At 63.2% G+C, this 22367-nt stretch carries 14 protein-coding genes; 11 read left to right on the plus strand and 3 right to left on the minus strand.

Annotated features, from left to right (window positions below; genetic code table 11):
* Positions 1–20: 20 nt before the first annotated feature.
* A complete protein-coding gene (locus AC1VWL_RS08810; protein WP_482986418.1) occupies positions 21–818 on the minus strand; it encodes a TlpA family protein disulfide reductase in 798 nt (265 codons plus the stop codon).
* A 139-nt stretch (positions 819–957) separates the two neighbouring features.
* On the opposite strand from AC1VWL_RS08810, the gene AC1VWL_RS08815 reads away from it, so the two are divergent.
* The 9 genes from AC1VWL_RS08815 (at position 958) to mutS (ending at position 18032) form a co-directional block, all read left to right on the plus strand.
* Entirely contained in the window at positions 958–2391 is a 1434-nt protein-coding gene (locus tag AC1VWL_RS08815) for a GGDEF domain-containing protein (protein ID WP_482986419.1), read from the plus strand.
* A 97-nt stretch (positions 2392–2488) separates the two neighbouring features.
* A complete protein-coding gene (locus AC1VWL_RS08820; RefSeq protein ID WP_482986420.1) occupies positions 2489–3610 on the plus strand; it encodes a metallophosphoesterase in 1122 nt (373 codons plus the stop codon).
* Between the two features lie 209 nt (positions 3611–3819).
* Entirely contained in the window at positions 3820–5238 is a 1419-nt protein-coding gene (locus AC1VWL_RS08825; RefSeq protein ID WP_482986421.1) for a DcaP family trimeric outer membrane transporter, read from the plus strand.
* A gap of 103 nt (positions 5239–5341) precedes the next feature.
* On the plus strand, positions 5342–6691 hold the full coding sequence (adiC, locus tag AC1VWL_RS08830) for an arginine/agmatine antiporter (protein WP_482986422.1): 1350 nt from the start codon (positions 5342–5344) through the stop codon (positions 6689–6691).
* Positions 6692–6719: 28 nt separating this feature from the next.
* Positions 6720–9008, plus strand: coding sequence for an Orn/Lys/Arg family decarboxylase (locus AC1VWL_RS08835; protein ID WP_482986423.1), 2289 nt, complete (start codon positions 6720–6722; stop codon positions 9006–9008).
* A gap of 251 nt (positions 9009–9259) precedes the next feature.
* Positions 9260–10165 (plus strand): cation diffusion facilitator family transporter, encoded by a 906-nt coding sequence (locus AC1VWL_RS08840; RefSeq protein WP_482986424.1) that lies wholly within the window; start codon positions 9260–9262, stop codon positions 10163–10165.
* Positions 10162–11496, plus strand: a complete 1335-nt coding sequence (locus AC1VWL_RS08845) for an amino acid permease (RefSeq protein ID WP_482986425.1) — start codon at positions 10162–10164, stop codon at positions 11494–11496. Before AC1VWL_RS08840 ends, AC1VWL_RS08845 begins: the two co-directional genes overlap by 4 nt.
* Before the next feature lie 1286 nt (positions 11497–12782).
* A complete protein-coding gene (locus AC1VWL_RS08850) occupies positions 12783–15089 on the plus strand; it encodes a TonB-dependent receptor (RefSeq protein WP_482986426.1) in 2307 nt (768 codons plus the stop codon).
* Between the two features lie 387 nt (positions 15090–15476).
* Entirely contained in the window at positions 15477–18032 is a 2556-nt protein-coding gene (mutS, locus tag AC1VWL_RS08855) for a DNA mismatch repair protein MutS (protein WP_482986430.1), read from the plus strand.
* 188 nt (positions 18033–18220) lie between these two features.
* Here the strand turns inward: mutS and AC1VWL_RS08860 are convergent, their stop codons facing one another.
* Both AC1VWL_RS08860 and AC1VWL_RS08865 read right to left on the minus strand, forming a co-directional pair.
* Positions 18221–18844 (minus strand): glutathione S-transferase family protein, encoded by a 624-nt coding sequence (locus AC1VWL_RS08860; RefSeq protein ID WP_482986427.1) that lies wholly within the window; start codon positions 18842–18844, stop codon positions 18221–18223.
* A gap of 73 nt (positions 18845–18917) precedes the next feature.
* A complete protein-coding gene (locus AC1VWL_RS08865; RefSeq protein WP_481545149.1) occupies positions 18918–19604 on the minus strand; it encodes a helix-turn-helix transcriptional regulator in 687 nt (228 codons plus the stop codon).
* Positions 19605–19808: 204 nt separating this feature from the next.
* On the opposite strand from AC1VWL_RS08865, the gene AC1VWL_RS08870 reads away from it, so the two are divergent.
* Together AC1VWL_RS08870 and AC1VWL_RS08875 are read left to right on the plus strand one after the other, a co-directional pair.
* Positions 19809–21455, plus strand: coding sequence for a catalase (locus AC1VWL_RS08870; RefSeq protein ID WP_482986428.1), 1647 nt, complete (start codon positions 19809–19811; stop codon positions 21453–21455).
* 156 nt (positions 21456–21611) lie between these two features.
* Positions 21612–22217, plus strand: a complete 606-nt coding sequence (locus AC1VWL_RS08875; protein WP_481615747.1) for a DUF937 domain-containing protein — start codon at positions 21612–21614, stop codon at positions 22215–22217.
* Positions 22218–22367 lie beyond the last annotated feature (150 nt).

The raw sequence follows: 22367 nt of genomic DNA on the forward strand, positions 1-22367 counted from the left end.
TGTCTCTTTCAGGAAAGGGGTTATTGCATTTCGCGCAGGCGCGCTTCCAAGGTGGCGCGCGACAGCTCGCCCATGTGCACATTGCGCAACCGGCCATCGGCGCCAAAGAACAGCGTTGTCGGCAATGCACGAGCGCCGGTCTGCTGCATCACCTGCGACTCGGCATCCAGCAGCACGTTGCCCAACTGCATGTTCTCGGCACGCAGATAGTCGGCGACTTCGTCGCGGGTTTCGCCTTGATTGGCGAATACGAACTGCACCTGCGGATGCGCTTGCTGCGCCTGTGCCAGCACCGGCATCTCGCGCCGACACGGGCCACACCAGGTCGCCCACAAATTGATCACGGTTGGCTTGCCAGCAAAGACAGCCAGCGGCGCAGGCTTGTCCTGCATATCAACCAACACCGCATCCGGCAACGGAATGGACGAGCGCTGCACTGCAAACAACGACATGCCGCCGATTGCCCAGAACGCCGCACCCGCGGCCAGACCGAGCAACACTGGCTTGCGCAGCACGCGTTGGCGGGTCTTCCACATTGCATAGGCCGCCGCGACCAGCAGGCCCGCCCAGATCGAATAGCCACCATCGCCCAGACGAATGATGGACAGCGGCTGCGGCAGGTAGTCGCCAGCGTGCAGCGCCACGTGACCCAGGCGAGCGCCGAGCAAACCCAGCAGAAACGCATCCAGCACCACCGCACCAGCGCGGCTGCGCATTCCATCGGCAGCAGGTGCCAATGCGCGCGCGAAGAACCAGCCAATCGCCAGCGCCAACAGGGCAACCAGCGCCTTCAACGGAAACGGGCCGGCGCTGATCATTGCGCCATTCCGATAGGGGTGCCCAGCACAAGTGAACTTGAACAAACAGTGAATCCAACCATCAACACAACGTCCTCAAAAACCTGTTGTTGCTGCCGATAATAGTCGGCTGCCTCTTGGCACTTTACCGGTCGTACGCATGAACATCGTCCCCGCACCACCCCCAGACACCGACAGCAGCGCGCTCGCAGATGCCTGGAAACACAGCCTCGATGCCGCTGGCACCGATGCGAGCCAGATCCTCGCAAGCCTGGCCGACGCGCATGCCGCTGAACTGGCCGCGCATTTTTACAAGGTCATGATGAACGACGCGCGTGCCTCACGATCGATGTCACATGACCAGGTCCGGGTACGACTGCAGCCGGCCATGCAGCGTTGGGTCAGGGACCTGCTGCGCGCAACGCCCGACAACGTCGAGCAGCTGATCGCCAACCAGCGCGTCATCGGCGATGTGCATGCACGCGTGGGCATACCGGTAGACCTGGTTACCCGTGGCACCCGCGTGCTGAAGCAACGCCTGTTCCAGCTGATCGGCGCGCAGGCCGGACACGGCGAGGCTGCACATGCGGCCATTGCCAGCCTCACCGCATCGTTCGACATCGCGCTGGAGGGTATGACACTGGCCTATTCCAACGCACGGGAACGTTCCTCACGCACGGATGCCGCCTACCGGCTGTTCTCGCTGGTGCAGAACGTCAGCACCGAGCGCGAACGCCAGCGTGCATTGCTGCTGGACTGGGAGAACACCCTCCTGTACGCACTGGCGGCGCAGGGCGACCTGGGCAGTTTCCAGACCCTGGCGCGTTCGGAGTTTGGTCTCTGGTTCAACCACAAAGGCATTCCGAGTTTTGGCGAGAGCTCCGAAACCCGCCAGATCAGCGGTTTGATCCAAGACGTCGACCAGTTGCTGCAGCACACCCTGCAGCAGGACAGCGACCCTGCCGCGCGTACCGCGCAGCTGCAGGATGTGCGCTCCAAGGTCAGCCAGATCCGTACCTTGCTTGGCATGTTGTTCGAGCGCATCGGCGAACTGGATGCCGGCTGCGATGCCTTGACCAACCTGCTCAATCGCCGCTTCCTGCCCACCGTGCTGCGCCGCGAGATCGAGCTGGCGGAAAAGTCCGGGGACAGTTTTGCCGTGCTGCTGCTGGACCTGGATCACTTCAAGGCCATCAACGACGAGCACGGCCACGAAGCCGGCGACCGCGCCCTGCAACACGTCGCCGGCATCCTCAGCCAGTTCACCCGTGGCAGCGACTACGTATTCCGCTACGGCGGCGAGGAATTCGTCGTCGTGCTGGTGGCGGTGGAGGAACGCCAGGCCATGGTGATCGCCGAAGGCCTGTGCCGGCGCCTGGTCGATACGCCGGTCACCCTTGCAGATGGCCAGCTTCTGCCCATCAGCGCCAGCATCGGCGTGGCCTTGTATGACGGCCACCCGGACTACGAGCGGGTGATGGCACGCGCCGACGCCGCCATGTACCAGGCCAAGAAACAGGGCCGTAATCGCGTCGTACTGGGCAGCGATGCCTTGCCCACCGCGCCGGGCCGTAGCGCACTGCGCCGCGATTGAGGAGCAGGCAGCACCAACCGATAGCACATGCTGCCGGTGCAGCGAACGCATAGGCTGCAGGCGGGTGCAAACGGTCACCCGCCTCTGGAAGCCTGCAATGCCCATCCTCCGCGTCCTGCCCATCCTGCTGCTGTGCAATGCCCTGCCCGCCCTGGATGCCAATGCCCGCGAGGTGCCGCAGCCAGCGGCGCATGTGCAGGCCGATGGCCCCTATGTGTTCCGCGATGGCAAGCGATTGCAGGCGCAATGGGTCTGCGACGACCGGGTGGTCTCGCGAAAGGTGAGAGCAAGGCGCGATATCACCCGTGCGATCGCACCGGAGTGCGGCTATCCGCATCCACTGGATATCGCAGCGCTCGCCACGCCAGCTGCTGCAACACTACCCGCGGTGCCGCGCATCGTCGCCGTCTCCGACATCCATGGCCAGTACGACCTGCTACGCCGCTTGCTGCGTGCAAATGGCGTGATAGACAGGAACGACAACTGGGCATTGGGCCAGGACACGCTGGTCATTGCCGGCGACGTATTCGACCGAGGCCCGCAGGTCACCGAAGCCTTCTGGTTGCTCTACAGCCTGCAGCAACAGGCCGCGCAGGCTGGCGGTGCAGTGCACTTCGTGCTCGGCAACCATGAAACGATGGTGTTGTACGACGACCTGCGTTACGTCAATCCCAAGTACCTGCGCAGCGCCCAACTGCTCGGCCGCAGCTATCCGCAACTGTATGGCAGCGATTCGGTGATCGGGCAATGGTTGCGCACGCGCCAGGTGCTGCTGCGCATCGGCGATACCTTGTTCCTGCATGGCGGTGTTTCGCCCGACGCACTGCAACTCGCGCTCGATCCAGCGGCCACCAACGCCGCGTACCAGGCCTCGCTGGGCCGACCCAAGGCCGAGGTCAAGGCCGATCCAATCACCGCACCGCTGTACGACGGCAAGACCAGCCCGATCTGGTACCGCGGCTACTTCAATGGCCAGCTGGATACTCCTGGCGTGCAGACCGTGCTGGACCAGCTCGGGCTCAAGCGCATCGTGGTCGGCCACACCTCGATGCCGCACGTGAGCAGTTTCCACGGTGATCGCATCATCGCCATCGACAGCAGCATCAAGGACGGCGAGAACGGCGAACTGCTGTTCATCGAGGATGGACAACTCAGTCGTGGGCTGCTGGATGGCAGCCGGGTTCCGCTGGAAACAGGCCAGGTGGAGCGCGCAGACTGAAGCCCTTTCAGCTATCAGAAATCACGGTTTATGACATTAGGTTTCATCCTAAATTCACGTAGTCATAACCTGATTTCAACGATGGTAAATAGGCAGGTTTCACGCAGGCCTGAGGGGGCAGTCAGCGTGTCGCCACGCAAGCGATAGGTGAATCGCGGCGGGGATATGTTCCGGCCGTGAGTGACGTTTTCTTCTCCACGGAACAGGCGATGAAACCACTGACGCTGGCCACACTGTTGCCACTTGCGCTGCTGCCCGGCGCAGCAGGCGCGCAGGACTCCGTTGCCGCGCTGCGGGCGGAGATCGCGCAGGCGCAGCAGCATCTGCAAACGCTCAACGCGCGGTTGGATGCACTGGAGCAAGGACAGGCAAATCCCACCCCAAAACCTCCACCACTTCCGCCGCCTGCCGCGACCTCCCCCCTGGATACAACAGCTGCCGGCACCGGCAAAGCAATCACCGCACAGAGCATACTGCCAGCGCGTGACTCGGTCGCAGACCCTTCCACAGCTGCCTCGCGCCTGGACAACGCACCGTCACCGACCGACCCGGAACTGAAAGGATTCATCGCAATCCCGGGCACCGAGACAATGATCCGGCTTGGTGGCTACGCAAAACTCGACGCCATTGCAGACCGGCGAGCCGCCGGTGACACCGAGCAGTTCATCACCTCGTCGATTCCGGTCGACAGCCCGCACCGCGATGTCTCGCACTTCGGCATGCACGCCAAGCAGACCCGCTTCAGCTTCGAGGCACGGCGCCCCACCACACACGGCAAGCTGCGCTTCTACCTGGAGAACGACTTCTTCGGCAGCAGCGACAGCTACGAGTTCCGCCTGCGCCACGCCTACGGCCAGCTGGGCAATACCTATGCGGGCTACGGCTATTCCACCTTCATGGATGCCGACTCGCTGCCGGACACACTGGACTTTGCCGGCCCCGGCGCAGCCGGCTACCTGCTGGTGGCAGGCATCCACCACAGCTTCGCGCTGGGCAAGGGCAACAGCCTGACCGTGGCGGCTGAAAACCCCGATTCGCAGCTCGCCAACACCGGCGACAACGACAGCAAGACCGAGCACCTGCCCGACATCAGCCTGGTCGCACGCATGGAGCGTGATTGGGGCCACCTGCAGCTGGGCGCGGTGCTGCGCAGCCTTGGCTACGACGGCGATGGCCGCAGCGACCGCACCGTCGGCGGCGGCCTGCAGCTGAGTGGTTCCTACGCGGTAGCCGAGCGTGACCTGCTGCTGTTCGGCCTGATTGGCGGCAAGGGCATCAGCCGCTATACCGCCGACCTCACCGGTTCCAATCTCGATGCCGCCCTCGATATCGACGGCCGGCTCAAGGCGCTGCCACTGCGTGGCGGCTTCTTCGGCTATACCCACTACTGGTCGGACCTGTGGCGCTCCAACCTGATCTACGGGCAACTGCAGATCGACAGCGCCGATGCCTTGGCCGGCGATGCATTCCGGCGCAGCCGCTACGCGGCATTGAACCTGCTCTGGAGCCCTGCCCCGTCCTGGACCATGGGCATGGAACTGCTCTACGGCCAGCAGCAACTGCAGGACGGCCGCGATGCGGACACCCTGCGCCTGCAGGGCAGCCTGCAATACAACTTCATCAAGTAACAGGCAGCCGATGACCGCACCTCAAGTGCGGCGGGCCACCCAACGATTCACGCAATGTCCTTCCCATCGAATTACCCGGCATTGCCGGTGAGAGGAGATAGTCATGGCAGGTCAGAAGAAAATCGGGGTCGTTGGCGCGACCTTCCTGGTGGCAGGCAACATGATGGGCTCAGGCGTCTTCCTGCTGCCTTCCAGCCTGGCCAAGATCGGCACCGCCTCGATCTGGGGCTGGCTGATCACCACCGCCGGTGCACTGTTGCTGGCCTTCGTGTTCGCCAAACTCGGCAAGCTGGCACCAAAAGCAGGCGGCCCTTACGCCTATGCACGTGATTGGTTCGGCCCCTACATGGGCTTCCAGACCAATACCATCTACTGGTTCGCCAACTGGATCGGCAATGTCGCCATCCCGATCGCGGCGGTCGGCTACTTCAGCTACTTCTTCCCTGTCCTGTCCGATCCGGTGCCGCGCTGTGTCGCGGTGCTGCTGCTGGTGTGGGCACTGAGCTTCGCCAACGTGATCGGCCCGTCCTTCGTCAGCCGCGTGCAGACGGTAACCACCAGTTTCGCGCTGGTGCCTATCCTGGGCATCGCCATCTTCGGCTGGTTCTACTTCGACCCGGCCATTTTCAAGGGGGCTTACAACGTCTCCGGCCAATCCAACTTCGGCGCGGTATCCAGCGCGGCGGCCCTGACGTTGTGGGCCTTCATCGGCGTGGAATCGGCGTCGGTGACCGCTGGCGTGGTCGAGAACCCGGAGAAGAACGTTGCTCGCGCCACCCTGGCCGGCGTGTTCCTCGCGGCCATCGCCTACATTGCCAGCTCGTCGGTGATCATGGGCATGGTCCCCAACGCCGACCTGCAGGTCTCCGACGCGCCGTTCGCACTGGCCGCGGCAAACGCGGTTGGCGGCTGGGGCGGTGCGCTGGTCAGCCTGTGCGCCTTCGTTGGCGCAGCCGGCTCGCTCGGTGGCTGGATCCTGTTGACCGCGCAGAGTGCGAAGGCCGCCTCGGACGATGGACTGTTCCCCAGCATTTTCAGCAAGACCAACAAGGACGAAGTACCGGTAAAGGGTGTACTCATTGTTGCCATCCTGATGACATTGGCGGTACTGGTCACTTCCACCTCGGCAACCGCATCCGCGCAGTTCGACGTGATCACCTCGGCCGCGGTGGTGCTGACCCTGCTGCCCTACATCTATTCCTGCGTGGCCTGCTACTTCGTGGTGGAACGCTCGCATACGCTGGCCCATACCGGCGCCTTCTGGGTGTTGACCAGCATCACCGTCGTCTACTGCCTGTGGGCCATCTATGGCTCGTCCGGCAGCATCGTGCAGTACGCCTTCCTGTTCGTACTGTTCATCACCGTGTTCTATCCGTTCTTCAGCGATGAGCGCCGCAAGCAGCGCCTGGCCAAATTCACTCCGAATGGCACCGCCCGTCCCAGCACGAACTGATCCCCCGCTCGGTAGATAGGAAAACATCATGTACTTCAAATCACTGGACTACCCGATCGTCATCATCGATGCCGATTACGAATCGCCACGTATCGCCGGCATCCTCATCCGCGCCCTGGCCGAGGAACTGCGCAAGAGCGACCAGCGTGTGCTCACGGGCCTGAACCTGGATGACGCCCGCGCCGGTGCACGCACCTACGTGGCTGCGTCGGCGGTATTGATCTCCATCGACGGCACCGAGGACGATGACGACCAGTTCCAGCGCCTGCTCGCCTTCCTGCGTGAGCAGCGCCAGCGTCGTGCCGACCTGCCGGTATTCCTCTACGGCGAACGTCGCACCATCGAGAAAATACCGAGCAAGCTGCTCAAGTTCGTGCACAGCTACATCTTCCTGTTCGAGGACACCAAGAGCTTCATCGCCCGGCAGGTGATGCGTGCTGCCGACGACTACATGGCAAAACTGCTGCCACCGTTCTTCAAGGCGTTGATCCACCATTCGGCACAGTCCAACTACTCCTGGCATACGCCCGGTCATGCCGGCGGCGTAGCCTTCACCAAGTCGCCGGTAGGCCGTGCATTGCATCAGTTCTATGGCGAGAACACCTTGCGCAGCGATCTGTCGATCTCGGTGCCGGAGCTGGGCTCCCTGCTCGACCACACCGGCCCGATCCGTGACGCCGAAGCCGAGGCTGCGCGCAACTTCGGCGCCGACCACACCTTCTTCGTCACCAATGGCACCTCCACTGCCAACAAGATCGTCTGGCATGGCACGGTGGCGCGTGGCGACATCGTGTTCGTCGACCGCAACTGTCACAAGTCGCTGTTGCACTCGCTGATCATGACCGGCGGCATTCCGGTGTACTTCACTCCCAGTCGCAATGCCCACGGCATCATCGGGCCGATCAGTCTTGACCAGTTCTCTGGAGAAGCACTGCAGAAGATGATCCAGGCCAATCCCTTGGCCAGCAAGGCGGCCAAGCCCGGTGCCAAGCCGCGTATCGCGGTGGTCACCAACTCCACGTATGACGGGCTCTGCTACAACGCCGAGAAGATCGCCGACAACCTCGGCACAGCGGTGGACTTCCTGCACTTCGATGAAGCCTGGTACGCCTATGCCGCGTTCCATCCCTTCTATGAGAACCACTACGGCATGGCCAAGGGCAAGCCGCGTGAGCAGGATGCGATCATCTTCACCACCCACTCCACGCACAAGCTGCTGGCGGCGTTCTCGCAGGCATCGATGATCCATGTGCGTAACGCGGCGACGCGGGAACTGGATGCGGAGCGCTTCAACGAATCCTTCATGATGCACACCTCCACCAGTCCGCATTACGGCATCATCGCCTCCTGCGATGTGGCGTCGAAGATGATGGAAGGTGACGCCGGCAAGTCGCTGGTGCAGGAAATGCACAATGAAGCCGTCGCCTTCCGCCGCGCGATGCTGCATGTCAGCGAGGACCTGGGCCGCGATGACTGGTGGTTCAAGGTCTGGCAGCCAGATGGCGTGGAGCGCACCCTGGCCAAGGGCAACAGCAGCAAGCCGATGGCCACCTCGCGCCCGGATTGGTATCTGCGCCCGGATGCGCGCTGGCACGGTTTCGACAACCTCGCCGACGACTATGTGCTGATCGATCCGATCAAGGTCACCCTGTTGACACCCGGGCTGTCGATGGACGGCGAGATGGGCAAGCTGGGCGTTCCGGCAGCGGTGCTTAGCAAGTTCCTGTGGTCACGCGGCATCACCGTGGAGAAGACCAACCTGTACTCGGTGTTGTTCCTGTTCTCGATGGGCATCACCAAGGGCAAATGGAGCACTCTGGTCACCGAGCTGCTGGCGTTCAAGGACCTGTACGACGCCAATGCACCGCTGAGCCAGTCACTGCCCAGCCTGCTGGAAGACAATGCCGCCGCTTACGCTGGCTGGGGTCTGCGCGACCTGTGCACAGCCTTGCACGAGTTCAACCGTGAGTTCCGGGTGGCCGAGGTGATGCGCGAGATGTACGTTGAGCTGCCGGAGCCGGTCATCACGCCAGCCGAAGCTTATAACCATCTGGTGCGTGGCGAGATCGAACGGGTGGACATCGACCAGCTCAGCGGCCGCGTCGCTGGCACCATGCTGGTGCCCTACCCGCCGGGCATCCCGACCATCATGCCGGGCGAACGTTTTGGCGCCAGCGATGAACCGATCATCCAGTCGCTGCGCATCGCCCGCGAACAGAACGCCCGCTTCCCCGGGTTTGAATCGGATGTGCATGGGTTGATCATCGACAACAGCGGGGAGAAGCCGAGTTATCGGGTGGAGGTTTTGAAGGTTTGAGCGCGCAGTAAGCGCAGTCGCCCGCGGTCCCTTCTCCCGCACGCGGGAGAAGGTGCCCCGCAGGGGCGGATGAGGGGAGTCTTTGGCTTTTTTGCTTCCTGCACTTTGGCCTTGGCTTTGGCTCCACTCAGATCAAAATCTGCTCCACGTGCTTTCAAAGCGCCCTCACCCCAACCCCTCTCCCGTAAACGGGAGAGGGGCTTTCAAAGCCTAGCTCCTCTTACATGGCTACCGGGCCGCCGACCAATCAGATGACCAGCACCCGCCAGGAACAACGCGTACTGAAACTCTCCATCGCGGCGACCATCCTGGTCGCTGCGATCGGATTCTTTGGCGGCATGCTCGCGCGCTCACAAGCGATCCTGTTCGATGGCATCTACAGCCTCGTGGATGTGGCGCTGACACTGGTCGCACTTGCGGTGCTGCGCTTGATGGCCCGCGAACAGAGCCCACGCTTCCAATACGGGTTCTGGCACCTGGAGCCCATGGTCGAAGCATTGGGCGGTGCAATCCTCAGCCTGGCCTGCATCTATGCATTGGCCAATGCGGTGATCGGCTTCAGCGACGGCGGCCACGAAACCCGTGTGGGACCCGGCCTGCTCTGGGCCGGCCTGCTGGCGGTGGTGGATCTGGCGATGGCGGTGTGGATTGGCCGTCACGCGCGGCGACTGCAATCCGGCTTGCTGCGCCTGGACGCACGCGCCTGGCTGCTGACCGGATTGATGAGCCTTGCCGTGGTGCTGTCCTTCGCCATCGCCCTGGCACTGCGCGGTGGTGCGCATGAACACTGGATTCCCTACCTCGACCCTTTGGTGCTCGCCTGTATCGCCTTGGCGACGCTACCGGTACCCCTGCTTGGAGCATGGAAAGCCGCACGCGAAGTCCTGCAGGTAGCGCCAAGCGAACTGGACCAACTCGTGCAACAGGTGATGCAGGCGTTCGTCGCCAAGCACCAGTTCGAAGGTTTCACCAGCCACGTCGCCAAGATCGGGCGCATGCAGTTCGTCGAGATCCATATCCTGACCAGACCCGACACCCAGCTCGGCAGCATCGGTGATGTCGACCGCCTGCGCGATGAGATCGCATCGCAGCTGAATTCACGCTCGGGGCGCTTCTGGCTGACCATCGACTTCACTTCCGACCCGGCCTGGACATGAGCTCCCCCACCCCGAAGAAGATGGGCCTGACCATGGCGACCATGCTGGTTGCCGGCAACATGATCGGCACCGGTGTATTCCTGCTACCGGCCAATCTGGCCACCGTCGGCAGCATCTCCTCGGTGGGCTGGCTGATCGCCACCGCTGGCGCCATCGCGCTGGGATTGGTGTTCGCCCGCCTGTCACAACTCGATCCGCAGCCCGGCGGCCCTTACGCCTACGCGCGCGACGCCTTCGGCAACTACATCGGCTTCGTCAGCAACTACGCCTATTGGTTCGGCAACTGGATCGGCAACGTCGCCATCGCCCTGGTGGTGACCGGCTACCTGAGCCATCTCTGGCCCTGGCTGCAGGATGTCTATCCGCGTCTGGGCTTCACCCTGGCGGTGATCTGGCTGCTGAGCCTGGCCAACGCACGCGGCGCCCGCTGGGTCGGCGCGCTGGAGACCGGGACCTTGCTGCTGGCATTGATCCCGATACTGGGCATCGCCATCTTTGGCTGGTGGTGGTTCGATCCGGCACTATTCAGTGCCGGCTGGAACGTCAGCGGCATGGAAGACAGCGCCGCCATCTCACGCAGCGCGTCCATCGCGCTATGGGCCTTCATGGGTGTGGAGAGCGCGGCGGTATCGGCCGATGTCATCGACAACCCCAAGCGCAATATTCCGCTCGCCACCCTGCTCGGGCTGGCGCTGGCCGCTGTGATCTACATCAGCTGCTCGCTGGTGATCATGGGCATGGTGCCGATGGCGCAGCTGCGCGATTCCTCCGCGCCGTTCGCCGATGTCGCGGAGTTGATGATCGGCCCCTGGGGCGTTTTGGTTATCGCACTGTGCGCGATCCTCAAATCGGCTGGCGCACTTGGCGGCTGGATGCTGCTGGTCGGGCAATCGGCCAAGGCGGCAGCCGAGGACGGTCTGTTCCCGAAGGTGTTCTGCAAGCTCAACAAACACGGCATGCCCGGCACCGGCTTGATGATCGTTGCTGTGCTGATGAGCGCACTGCTGCTGGTGACGTCTTCACCCACCCTCGCCCGCCAGTTCGACCAGCTAACCAATATCGCGGTGCTGCTGACCATCATTCCCTACCTGTTCTCCGCTGGCGCGCTGGTCTGCAGCACGCTGGAACGCGGCGAGCAGGGCTGGATGCGCGCCGCCTGCCTGTTCACCGCCGCCGCGGCGGTTGCCTACTGCCTGTACGCACTGCTTGGTGCCGATGCCGAGCTGCTGGCGTATGCCACAGTAGCGATACTGTTCAGTGCCGCACTGTATCCCTTCTTCCGACAGCGGATGCTGGAAAGCAGCAAAGAGCGCAAAACCGGCCGTGCATAGCACGTGGCGTCGATACCGCGAATACGACGGCGAAGTAGCCTTCATTGCCAGGCTGGAGCACCAGAAGCTGACTATGCGCAGGAGCGACAAACAACAGATTCGCCCCTGGCCCACAGGGTCATGGTCCGGTTGTGCCGGCAATACCGCGATATCCGTTTGCCACCTAAGCAACCCGGCTGACATGGCGTTACTGCACGCTCGTTGCTGATGCTTGGATTGCCACCAGCACCGGCACCCACGATCCGCAGCCAGTGCTGCAGATGGATCCATGCCTCCGTGAATTGCATCGACCGCTGAGCACCCGGACGCCTCGCGCAAGGCAACAGCCTCTGCGCGCCACATATCCGCTGCCCACCACGTGATCCCTGGCGACATCCGCCCCGTTCACCTCGATTCGCGCTGACGCAGATCCCCTCCCAGACATGCAGAGCGCACTGTACCCATCGCAGTCGCAGTATCCGTTCCTTCCTGCATCCAGCCGCTCGCTTTTCATTCGAAAAATTTGCGCAACAGAGCATCGCCGGCGCAGAAAACAACCCTGTAATCCTTATCGGGAAAAACACAAACCATGCACATGTGCATCGTTGCCATTGATGAAAATCAATCAGCTATCCCGCTCAATAACAAACGCAACTTTTCGCTGAAATGTTCCGAATCGCGCATCTCGCAGCAAACTATTGACGCCAACATTACCGAGTGAACATCGTCGCTCCCGCAACGCGTGACAAGCATTGATCAACGTGCGTGGAGTCATCCCGGAAATGGAACGCAAGGCAGCATCAACACCCCAACCAGCATTCATCGGCAAGCCGCTTGCTGCTGATTGCTCGTGGAGACCGCTCGACAGCACAGAACAGGTCGTCCAACGCTTGGCAGACTGCTGGCCTGGACCTCATACGCAATTTCCGGATGCAGTCAGCCACTCCATCCTGCGCACAAGGTCGGCAAGCGCGTCGCTGAAACATCCAACTGCCAAGGCAAGCATCCCCCAGCTGCAACGCTTGCAGCGAACAACGCCGACAGCAAGCAGACGCGACAACAGCTACGCCAACGTGTAGCAGCTTCCTTCCTCACAGCTAGTCGCGCGCTTGCCACGGCCATTGCGTCGTACCGGGAGACGGCGCAACAACGCCGTGCAGACCCACCTTGAATCGCCGTGCTGACCACGTCCCGGTTGGATTCATCGACTGCGGCAAACGTCGGCAAGCAGGGCACCAGCGCGAACAGACCCACGCACAAACCCACCGGACCCACCGGTTCCTTGCCTCACCATCGGAGAGAAATGCATGAGGAAATCCACCACCCACCAACACCGGAATTCCGGAAGCGGGCTGCGTTGTACCCACCTGTCATTGGCCCTGCTTTCTGCACTGGCAGCAGCACAACCTGCACTGGCCGAAGATCCCGCTGGCGCCGCAGAAACCACTACCAAGGACCTGGACACGGTGACGGTGCGTTCCACCCACCAGGCCAAACCGCTGCAGCGCACCCCCATTTCGGTCAGCGTTGTTACCGCCGAGCAACTTGACCGCACCAACCTGAGCAACATCTCCGACCTGCAGTATCTGGCCCCCGGCGTGTCGTTCTCAGCCACCGCAGGCACCGCCAACAGCGGCGGCTTCCAGGTCCGCGGCATCGGTACACAAGCCTTCAGCGTGGCCTCCGAGCAGACCGTTGGTACCGTGGTCGATGACGTGGTGATTGGTATTCCCCGCGATCCCGGCGTAGCAGGCTTCAGCGACATCGAGCACATCGAGGTGCTGCGCGGCCCGCAGGGCACCTTGTTCGGCAAGAACGCATCCGCCGGCGTGGTCAACATCAGCACCCGCAATCCGGAGATCGGCACCACCGGCGGTTCGGTCTCATTATCGCTGGGTGAGCGCAACGAACATGTCGCACGCGCAACCGGCAACCTGGCCATCTCCGACACGTCGGCACTACGGCTTTCCGCGTACTACAAGGACCAGGACGGCGCCATCTCCAATGCCTTCCACGACTGGAACATCGGCGACCAGACCGGACGCGGTGTTCGCGGAAAGTGGCTGTGGAAGCCAACCGAACAACTCGACATCCTGGTGGCGGCAGAACGCCAGACCCTGTTCAACCGCGCCCTGGGTGTGCTCTACAGTCTGGGTAGGGACGAAGACTACAACGCCAGCCTCGCGGGCTTCCAGAACATCGGCGGCAACAGCTTCACCAGCCAGGCCGACTCGGACGGCTTCTCCTTCCAGGGCGTAACCGGCTTTTCAACGAAGGCCGACCTGCGGCTTGCCAACGGTGCTCAGTTGACGTCCATCACCGCCTATCGCGGCTCAACCGTCAACCAGGTGCACGACATCGACCAGACACCGGCGGACTTCCTCAACAAGAACATAACCACGATCCGCGCGCATCAGATCAGCCAGGAGTTCCGCCTGGCCGGCACCGCGCACGACGAGCGACTGGACTATGTCCTGGGCGCCTATTACGCAAACGTTGACAGCACCTATGAGTACTACGGCTATGGCGGATTCGATTACGACCTTGTGCCGCCCAGCGAGTATTTCTCACTCACCGGGCCCAGGCAGCATATCCACGCCGACACCAAGAGCCACGCGCTCTACGCCAATGTTGGCTACAAACTGAGTGATCGTTGGTCGGCCAGTGGCGGATTGCGCTATACGCACGACAAGGTGGTTGCCTCCATGACCCCAATCGAGATGCCTACCGCGGAAGGAAAGCCGGTTGTCTATTTGGGCAACGTGTTTCCATCGCAGGCCGAAATCAGCAAGGAAAACGTGTCCGGCAAGGTCGCACTGCAGTTCCAGCAGAACGCCAACTTGATGTGGTACGCCAACGTCGCGACCGGCTACAAGGGCCCCACCATCGACCCGACCTCCAACCGCTCAAACCAGATCCAACCGGAGAAATCCACGGCCTACGAACTCGGTGCAAAAACTCAGTTCTTCGACCGCAGCTTGACCGTCAACGTCAGCCTGTACAAGGCCGACTACAAGGATTTCCAGGCACAGGTCTACGTTCCGGAAACCCTGGGCTTTGCCATGTCAAACGCGGGCGAAATGCGCACCAAGGGCGCGGAACTTGAAGTCAGCTGGCGCCCCACCGCGGACTTCTCGTTGATCGCCACCGGCGCGGTCACCGATGCCGATTACCGCGACTACTTCACCACTTGCGAGGCCAACCGGGACGCACCTTGTCACCTCATCGATGGCGTGCTGCAAGCCGACTTGACCGGATTCACGCCACCGTATGTCTCCAAATACAGCTATTCCCTCAATGGCAACTACTATCATGCCCTCGGCAACGGCCTGGCCGTCAATGCCAATGCCGGCTGGAGCTACAAGAGCAGTTTCTACAACAGCGCTGCCCAGTCCTCCACCAGAACCCGGGGTTATGGCGTGGCCAATGTCTCCATCGGCATCGGTGCCGAGGATGGCCAATGGGAAGTATCGCTGTACGCGCGCAACCTGCTGGACAAGCATTACCGCAGCTTCATCGACTACGGCCCACTCATCAACAACGGTGGAGTGATGCAATACCTTTCACCGGACAGCTTCCGTACGGCCGGGGTATCGCTGACCTGGAATTTCTAGGCACCGACTGACACATCGATGGCCCCAGTGCAGGCGCCCTCCTCTCGTTGCCGGACGCAGGATGCTGCCGAACAACGCGCCTCCACCACAACGTTGCAGCCGGCCTCGGCCAGCCAGGTAAACGCATGCCGACCGGAGGATCACCATCCTGTCGGCACTGCCCCCCAACCCGCACAGCGGTCAAGCATTCAGGAAAGCCGGGCACATCCCCTCCGCCAGCACACGCTGGCAGCCGCTTCGCCACAACCCGCGTCGCGGTTATCGCTTTCCAAAGCCTCGGCCTCGTCCATCCCCGACACTGCGCCTACAATAGCGGCCCTATGCCGCCGCCCGGCAAATTGAAGTGGATTGCGCGTGACCGAGAAAAAGCCCGAACACACCCCGTTGATGAAGCAGTTCTTCGCAGCCAAGTCCGAGTACCCGGACCTGCTGCTGTTCTTCCGGATGGGCGATTTCTACGAACTGTTCTATGACGACGCGCGCAAGGCCGCGCGCCTGCTCGACATCACCCTGACCCAGCGTGGCAGCTCCGGCGGCGCGCCGATCCCGATGGCCGGCGTGCCGGTGCATGCCTTTGAAGGCTACCTGGCGCGGCTGGTGGCGGTTGGCGAATCGGTGGCGATCTGCGAGCAGATCGGCGACCCGGCGTTGGCCAAGGGCCTGGTCGAGCGCAAGGTGGTCCGCGTGGTCACCCCTGGCACGGTCACCGACGAGGCCCTGCTGGACGAACGCCGCGACACCTTGCTGATGGCGCTGTCGCGCAGCAAGGCCGGTTACGGCCTGGCCTGGGCCGATCTTGCCGGCGGCCGCTTCCTGGTCAATGAAGTCGACACCGATGACGCGCTCGAGGCCGAGCTGGCCCGGCTGGAACCGGCCGAGCTGCTGGTGCCCGATGAAGAAAACTGGCCGGAGTTCCTGCGCCATCGCAATGGCGTGCGCCGCCGCGCGCCGTGGCTGTTCGATGCCGACAGCGGCCGCCGCCACTTGCTGAACTTCTTCAAACTGCATGATCTCAGTGGCTTTGGCATCGACGACAAGCCGCGCGCCACCGGTGCCGCGGGCGCCCTGCTCGGCTATGTCGAGGAAACCCAGAAACAGCGCCTGCCGCACCTGACTTCCATTTCGATGGAGAACGCCGGCGAAGCGATCGCGATGAACGCCGCCACCCGCCGTCATCTGGAACTGGATACGCGCGTTGACGGCGACACCCGCAACACCTTGCTCGGTGTGCTCGACAGCACCGTCTCGCCGATGGGCGGACGACTGCTGCGCCGCTGGCTGCATCGCCCGCTGCGCCTGCGCAACGTGCTGCAGCAACGCCACCACGCAGTTGCCACGCTGATTGATCGCGGCAGCGACGCCGACCTGCGCGACAGCTTCCGCGCGCTTGGCGATATCGAGCGCATCCTGACCCGCATGGCGTTGCGCTCGGCGCGCCCGCGCGACTTTTCCACCCTGCGCGATGGCCTGGGCCTGTTGCCGGCCATCAATGCACAGCTGGACACGCTGGATTCACCGCGCCTGCAACAGCTGCGCGCCGAGCTGGGCTCGCACGATGAAAGCGCGCAGCTGCTTGCCAGCGCCATCGCTGAGCAGCCACCGCTGAAGCTGTCCGATGGCGGCGTGATCGCCGAAGGCTACGATGCCGAGCTCGACGAACTGCGCCGCCTGTCCACCCACGCCGACCAGTTCCTGATCGACCTGGAAGCACGCGAGCGCCAGGCCAGTGGCATCGCCACCTTGAAGGTCGGCTACAACCGCGTGCATGGCTATTACATCGAAATCAGCAAGGGCCAGTCCGACAAGGCGCCGGTGCATTACACCCGCCGCCAGACCCTGACCAATGCCGAGCGCTACATCACCGAGGAGTTGAAGAACTTCGAGGACAAGGTGCTGTCTGCACGTGAGCGCTCACTCAGCCGCGAAAAACTGCTGTATGAAGGCCTGCTCGATATCGTCGGCCAGCATCTGGAACCGCTGAAGCGCTGCGCCGGCGCCTTGAGCGAACTGGACGTACTTGCTGCGTTCGCCGAACGCGCCCAGGCACTGGACTGGGCGCAGCCGGAACTGCAGGAAGACGCCTGCCTGCGCATCGAACGTGGCCGTCACCCGGTGGTGGAAGCGGTGCGTGATACGCCGTTCGAGCCCAACAACCTGGACCTGCACCCGGACCGCCGCATGCTGGTCATCACCGGCCCGAACATGGGCGGTAAGTCGACCTATATGCGGCAGAACGCTTTGATCGTGCTGCTCGCCCATATCGGCAGCTTCGTGCCGGCCAGCCGCGCGGTGATCGGCCCGATCGACCGCATCCTGACCCGCATCGGTGCCGGTGACGACCTGGCCAAGGGCCAGTCCACCTTCATGGTGGAAATGGCCGAGACCAGCTACATCCTGCACCACGCCACCGAGCACTCGCTGGTGCTGATGGATGAGATCGGCCGTGGCACCTCGACTTACGACGGCCTTGCCCTGGCCGACGCGGTCGCGCGCCATCTGGCCTACCAGAACCGTTGCTACACGCTGTTTGCCACCCACTACTTCGAGCTGACCGCCTTGGCCGATGAGAGCCACGAAGGTGGCAACAGCGGCATCGCCAACGTGCACCTGGACGCGGTCGAACACGGCGACACGCTGGTGTTCATGCATGCAGTGAAGGACGGCCCGGCCAACCGCAGCTTTGGTCTGCAGGTCGCGGCCTTGGCCGGCCTGCCCAAGTCCACGGTCGCGCAGGCACGCCGTCGTCTGGCGGAGCTGGAACAGCGTGGCGGCGAGACCCAGAGCGCGGCGATGGCGCCACAGGCATTGGATGCGCCGCAGCAGTTTGGTTTGTTTGCCGCGCCGAGCTCAGCCGCCCTGGATGCGCTGCAGGCAATTGATCCGGACGAACTGACGCCGAAGCAGGCGCTGGAAGCGCTGTACCGAGTGAAGTCGTTGATCTGAGCGGGTCGCAGGCCACCCGCCTGAAGCCCCTCTCCCGTTGGGAGAGGGGTTGGGGAGAGGGTTGGCGGAGTCACGATTGGCAGCCGGCGATATACCCTCAAGAGCGCGAGCTCACCCTGCCTTAAAGCACAGCACAGGATTCCGGTGGGCGAATATCATCGCCCTTCCATTGCCCCCAGCTTCGCGGCTTATGCCGCTCCCACAAGTGGGAGCAAGGCATCATCCAGTTGTCCCGCCCGCACCGACGCCGGCCGTTGCAGGTGCTCAGCGCAGTAGTCGGTGAACGCCGGCTTGGCCTCAAGCTCACCCACGCGGATGTAGTAGCTCAGGAACGACGCCATATACAGGTCGGCGACGGTGAAGCTGTCCCCCACCAGATAGCGCTTGCCGGCAACCGCTGTTTCCAGCGTATGCAGCAGATCCTCGGCGGTACCGTAGCCAGCCTCCATCGGCGGTGCCAGGCCACCATGACGACGATCGGTGACGAAGGCTTCCAGCGGCCCGGCCGCAAACAATACCCAGCGGTAGCATTCGCCGCGCTCGGCGCTGCCGACTGGCGGCAGCAAGGCCTTCGCTGGTGCAAGATCGGCCAGGTGCAGGCAGATCGCGGCGTTCTCGGTGATTGCCGTTGTCCCCTGCACCAAGGCGGGCACCTTGCCCATTGGATTGATTGCCAGATACTGCGCCGACTTCATGCTGGTGCCGTACTCCAGCATCACCGCGTCGTAGCGCAGACCGGTTTCTTCCAGCATCCAACGGGTAATGCGGCCGCGCGAATGTGGATGGCTGTAGAAGGTAAGCGTATCGGTCATGTCAGGCACCTGCGTTGTAAGGAGCCGACAGTGTGCGCAGGGGCTACTGACAGCAGCTGTCAGTAGTGACGCATCATGTATCCGTCATGCATTGCGCACGCCAACGCTTCAACAACTGATGACGTTGCGCTGGATAGCGCTGCGCGGTGTCTTCCAGTGCCAGCAAACGGTCGGCACGAAAGTGGCGGAAATCACCACGCATTTCGCACCACGCGGCCAGCATGCGCACATCGGCCATGAAGGCCATCGCGAACGGCCAGATCATGCGCTCGCTGACCCTGCCCTCGACGTCGCGGTACTGGATGCGCACGGCATTGCCGTCGCGGATGGCACGGCGCAAGGCCGGCAGCCACGGCTCCGGTGGCACCGCGTGCCAGTGCGGTGCGAACAGCCCGCTGGTTTCGACCTGCAGGCGCAGCGTTTCGGGCAGTACGCCAATGACACGCTGCAATGCAGTGTCGGCCGCAGCCGCCAGCTCCGGGTCGCCATGTGAGGCTACCCAGCGCGCGCCCAGCAATACCGCTTCGAGTTCCTCGGCGGAGAACATCATCGGTGGCAACAGGAAGCCCGGCCGCAACTGGTAGCCGATGCCCGGATCACCGGCGATATCGGCGCCCTGCGCGCGCAAGGCATCGATGTCCCGGTACACGGTGCGCAGGCTCACCTCCAGGCGCTGCGCCAGTTCGGCACCGCGCACCGGCGTGCGGCGCCGCCGCAATTCATCCAGCAGGTGCAGCAATCGGGCAGCGCGTTGGCTCATTGGGGGTTCCGGCACAGGCAGCTGCCCAGCATAACGGCTGACGGCCAGCGCATTGAGCCTGCGGCATCAACAGAGCGCATTTATCCCGGCTAGCTGAGCAATAGGTAAGCCCTATCAGAGCAAGCAGTTCATTTGATTATTCATTTAACACGTCGGTGGTTACAGTCGGTGCAAGAACTACCCCAACGCCAGCAGGAGCCAGCCATGAGCAATGACACCAAGCCGACCTGTCCGTACCACAGCGCCCCCTCCCCCGAGCAGGCCGCGCAGTCGCAGCGTGACACCAGCACCACGCCCAAGCAGCAGCATGGCGACGCACCGGTAACGCCGATGACCACCGCCTTCGGCGCGCCGGTGGTGGACAACCAGAACAGCAAGACCGCAGGCCCGCGCGGCCCGTTGCTGATGGAAGATGTATGGCTGCTGGAAAAGCTCGCCAACCTCAACCGCGAGATCATTCCCGAGCGCCGCATGCATGCCAAGGGTTCGGGCGCATTCGGCACCTTCACCGTCACCCATGACATCAGCAAGTACACCCGCGCCAAGCTCTTCTCGGCGGTGGGCAAGCAGACCGAGATGTTCGCCCGCTTCACCACCGTGGCCGGTGAGCGCGGCGCAGCCGATGCCGAGCGCGACATCCGTGGCTTCGCACTGAAGTTCTACACCGAGGAAGGCAACTGGGACCTGGTCGGCAACAACACGCCGGTGTTCTTCCTGCGCGACCCGCGCAAGTTCGGCGACCTCAACAAGGCGGTCAAGCGCGACCCGCACACCAACCTGCGCAGCGCCCGCAACAACTGGGACTTCTGGACCCTGCTGCCGGAAGCGCTGATGCAGGTCACCGTGGTGATGAGCGACCGTGGCATCCCGCGCAGCTTCCGCCACATGAATGGCTTCGGTTCGCACACCTACAGCTTCACCAATGAGGGCGGCGAGCGCTTCTGGGTGAAGTTCCACTTCGTCACCCAGCAGGGCGTGCAGGCGCTGACCGATGCGCAGGCCGAAATGCTGGTCGGCAAGGACCGCGAAAGCCATGGCCGTGACCTGTTCCAGGCGATCGAGCGTGGCGAGTTCCCGAAGTGGAAGCTGTTCGTGCAGGTCATGCCGGAGCTGGAAGCCGAGACCTACCGCATCCATCCGTTCGACCTGACCAAAGTCTGGCCGAAGAGCGATTACCCGCTGATCGAAGTCGGCGAGTTCGAACTCAACCGCAACCCGGTCAACTGGTACCAGGATGTGGAGCAGTCGGCATTCGCACCGAGCAACCTGGTACCGGGTATTGGTCCGTCGCCGGACAAGATGTTGCAGGCACGCCTGTTCGCTTACACCGATGCGCAGCGTTACCGGCTGGGCGTCAACCACCACCAGATCCCGGTCAACGCCGCCCGCTGCCCGGTCTTCAGCAACCACCGCGATGGCGCCATGCGTGTGGATGGCAACTACGGCGGCCTGCCGCATTACGAGCCCAACAGCTACGGCCAATGGCAGGAGCAGCCGCAGTATCGCGAGCCGGCACTGAAGATCCGTGGCGATGCCGACTTCTGGAACTTCCGCGAAGACGACAACGACTACTTCAGCCAGCCCGGTGCCCTGTTCCGCAGCTACAACGCCGCACAGCAGCAGCGTCTGTTCGAGAACACCGCACGCGCCCTGGGTGATGCACCGGACTTCATCAAGCAGCGCCACATCGACAACTGCAACAAGGCCGACCCGGCCTACGGCGCAGGCATCGCCGCCGCCCTGCAGAAGCTGGCTGCGGCAGCCGCTCCGGCCGACCCGTTCGCACCGCCGCCGCATCCGGGCAGCGATTTCCCGACCGCCACCCCAGGCGCCGAGGACATCGAGCTGTAAGCCCAGCCCGCTGGTCCAAGGATGAAACAGCACCGCCCGCCCTGCGCGCGCGGTGCTGTTTTTGCCCACAAACCAACACGTCGTTGGCCCCTTCACTTACCCGCCCTTGCGGGGGTTACCATGCCGCTGGACAACCCACCCTTCAAGGATTCCCCGATGAGCCTGACCGACGATCTCCTCTCCCAACTGCAGGGCGCGCCGCTGCAACAGGTTTCGCAGCAGTTGGGCATCGACAGCCAGCAGGCCTCGGGCGCGATCAGTGCCGCGCTGCCGTTGCTGATGGGCGCACTGGGCAACAACGCGGCCAAGCCGCAGGGCGCAGAAGCCCTGTTCGGCGCCCTGCAGAACAACCACAGCGGCCTGGACATCGGCAGCGTGCTGGGCGCAGTGATGGGCGGCGGCAACAGCCCGGCAGCCAACGGCGCTGGCATCCTCGGCCACATCTTCGGCGGCAGCCAGGACCGTGCAGAGACCGGCCTGGCCCAGGCCACCGGGCTGAGCCCGAGCAGCTCCAGCCAACTGCTGAAGATCCTCGCCCCGATCGTGATGGCCTTCATTGCCCAGCGCATGAGCAGCGGCGGCCAGGCCAGCGCTGGTGGGCTGGCGCAGATCCTGGGCCAGGAGAAGCAGCAGGTGACGCAGGCAGGCGGTATCGGCGGCGGCCTGCTGGGCAGCGTGCTGGACCAGGACGGCGACGGCCAGTTCGGCGTCAGCGACCTGATCAGGCTGGGTAGCGGCCTGCTCGGTAGCGGCAAGCGCTGAGCCGGTTGAGGTAGACCAAAGACGCCACCGCAAGGTGGCGTCTTTGTTTCCTGTAGTGCCGAGCCATGCGCGGCAGGGGCTTTACCGAAGAAGCCAACCCTGTAGTGCCGAGCCATGCTCGGCATTGGGTATTACCAGCAAAGCCTCTGC

It is taken from the genome of Stenotrophomonas sp. STEN063, assembly GCF_056854515.1.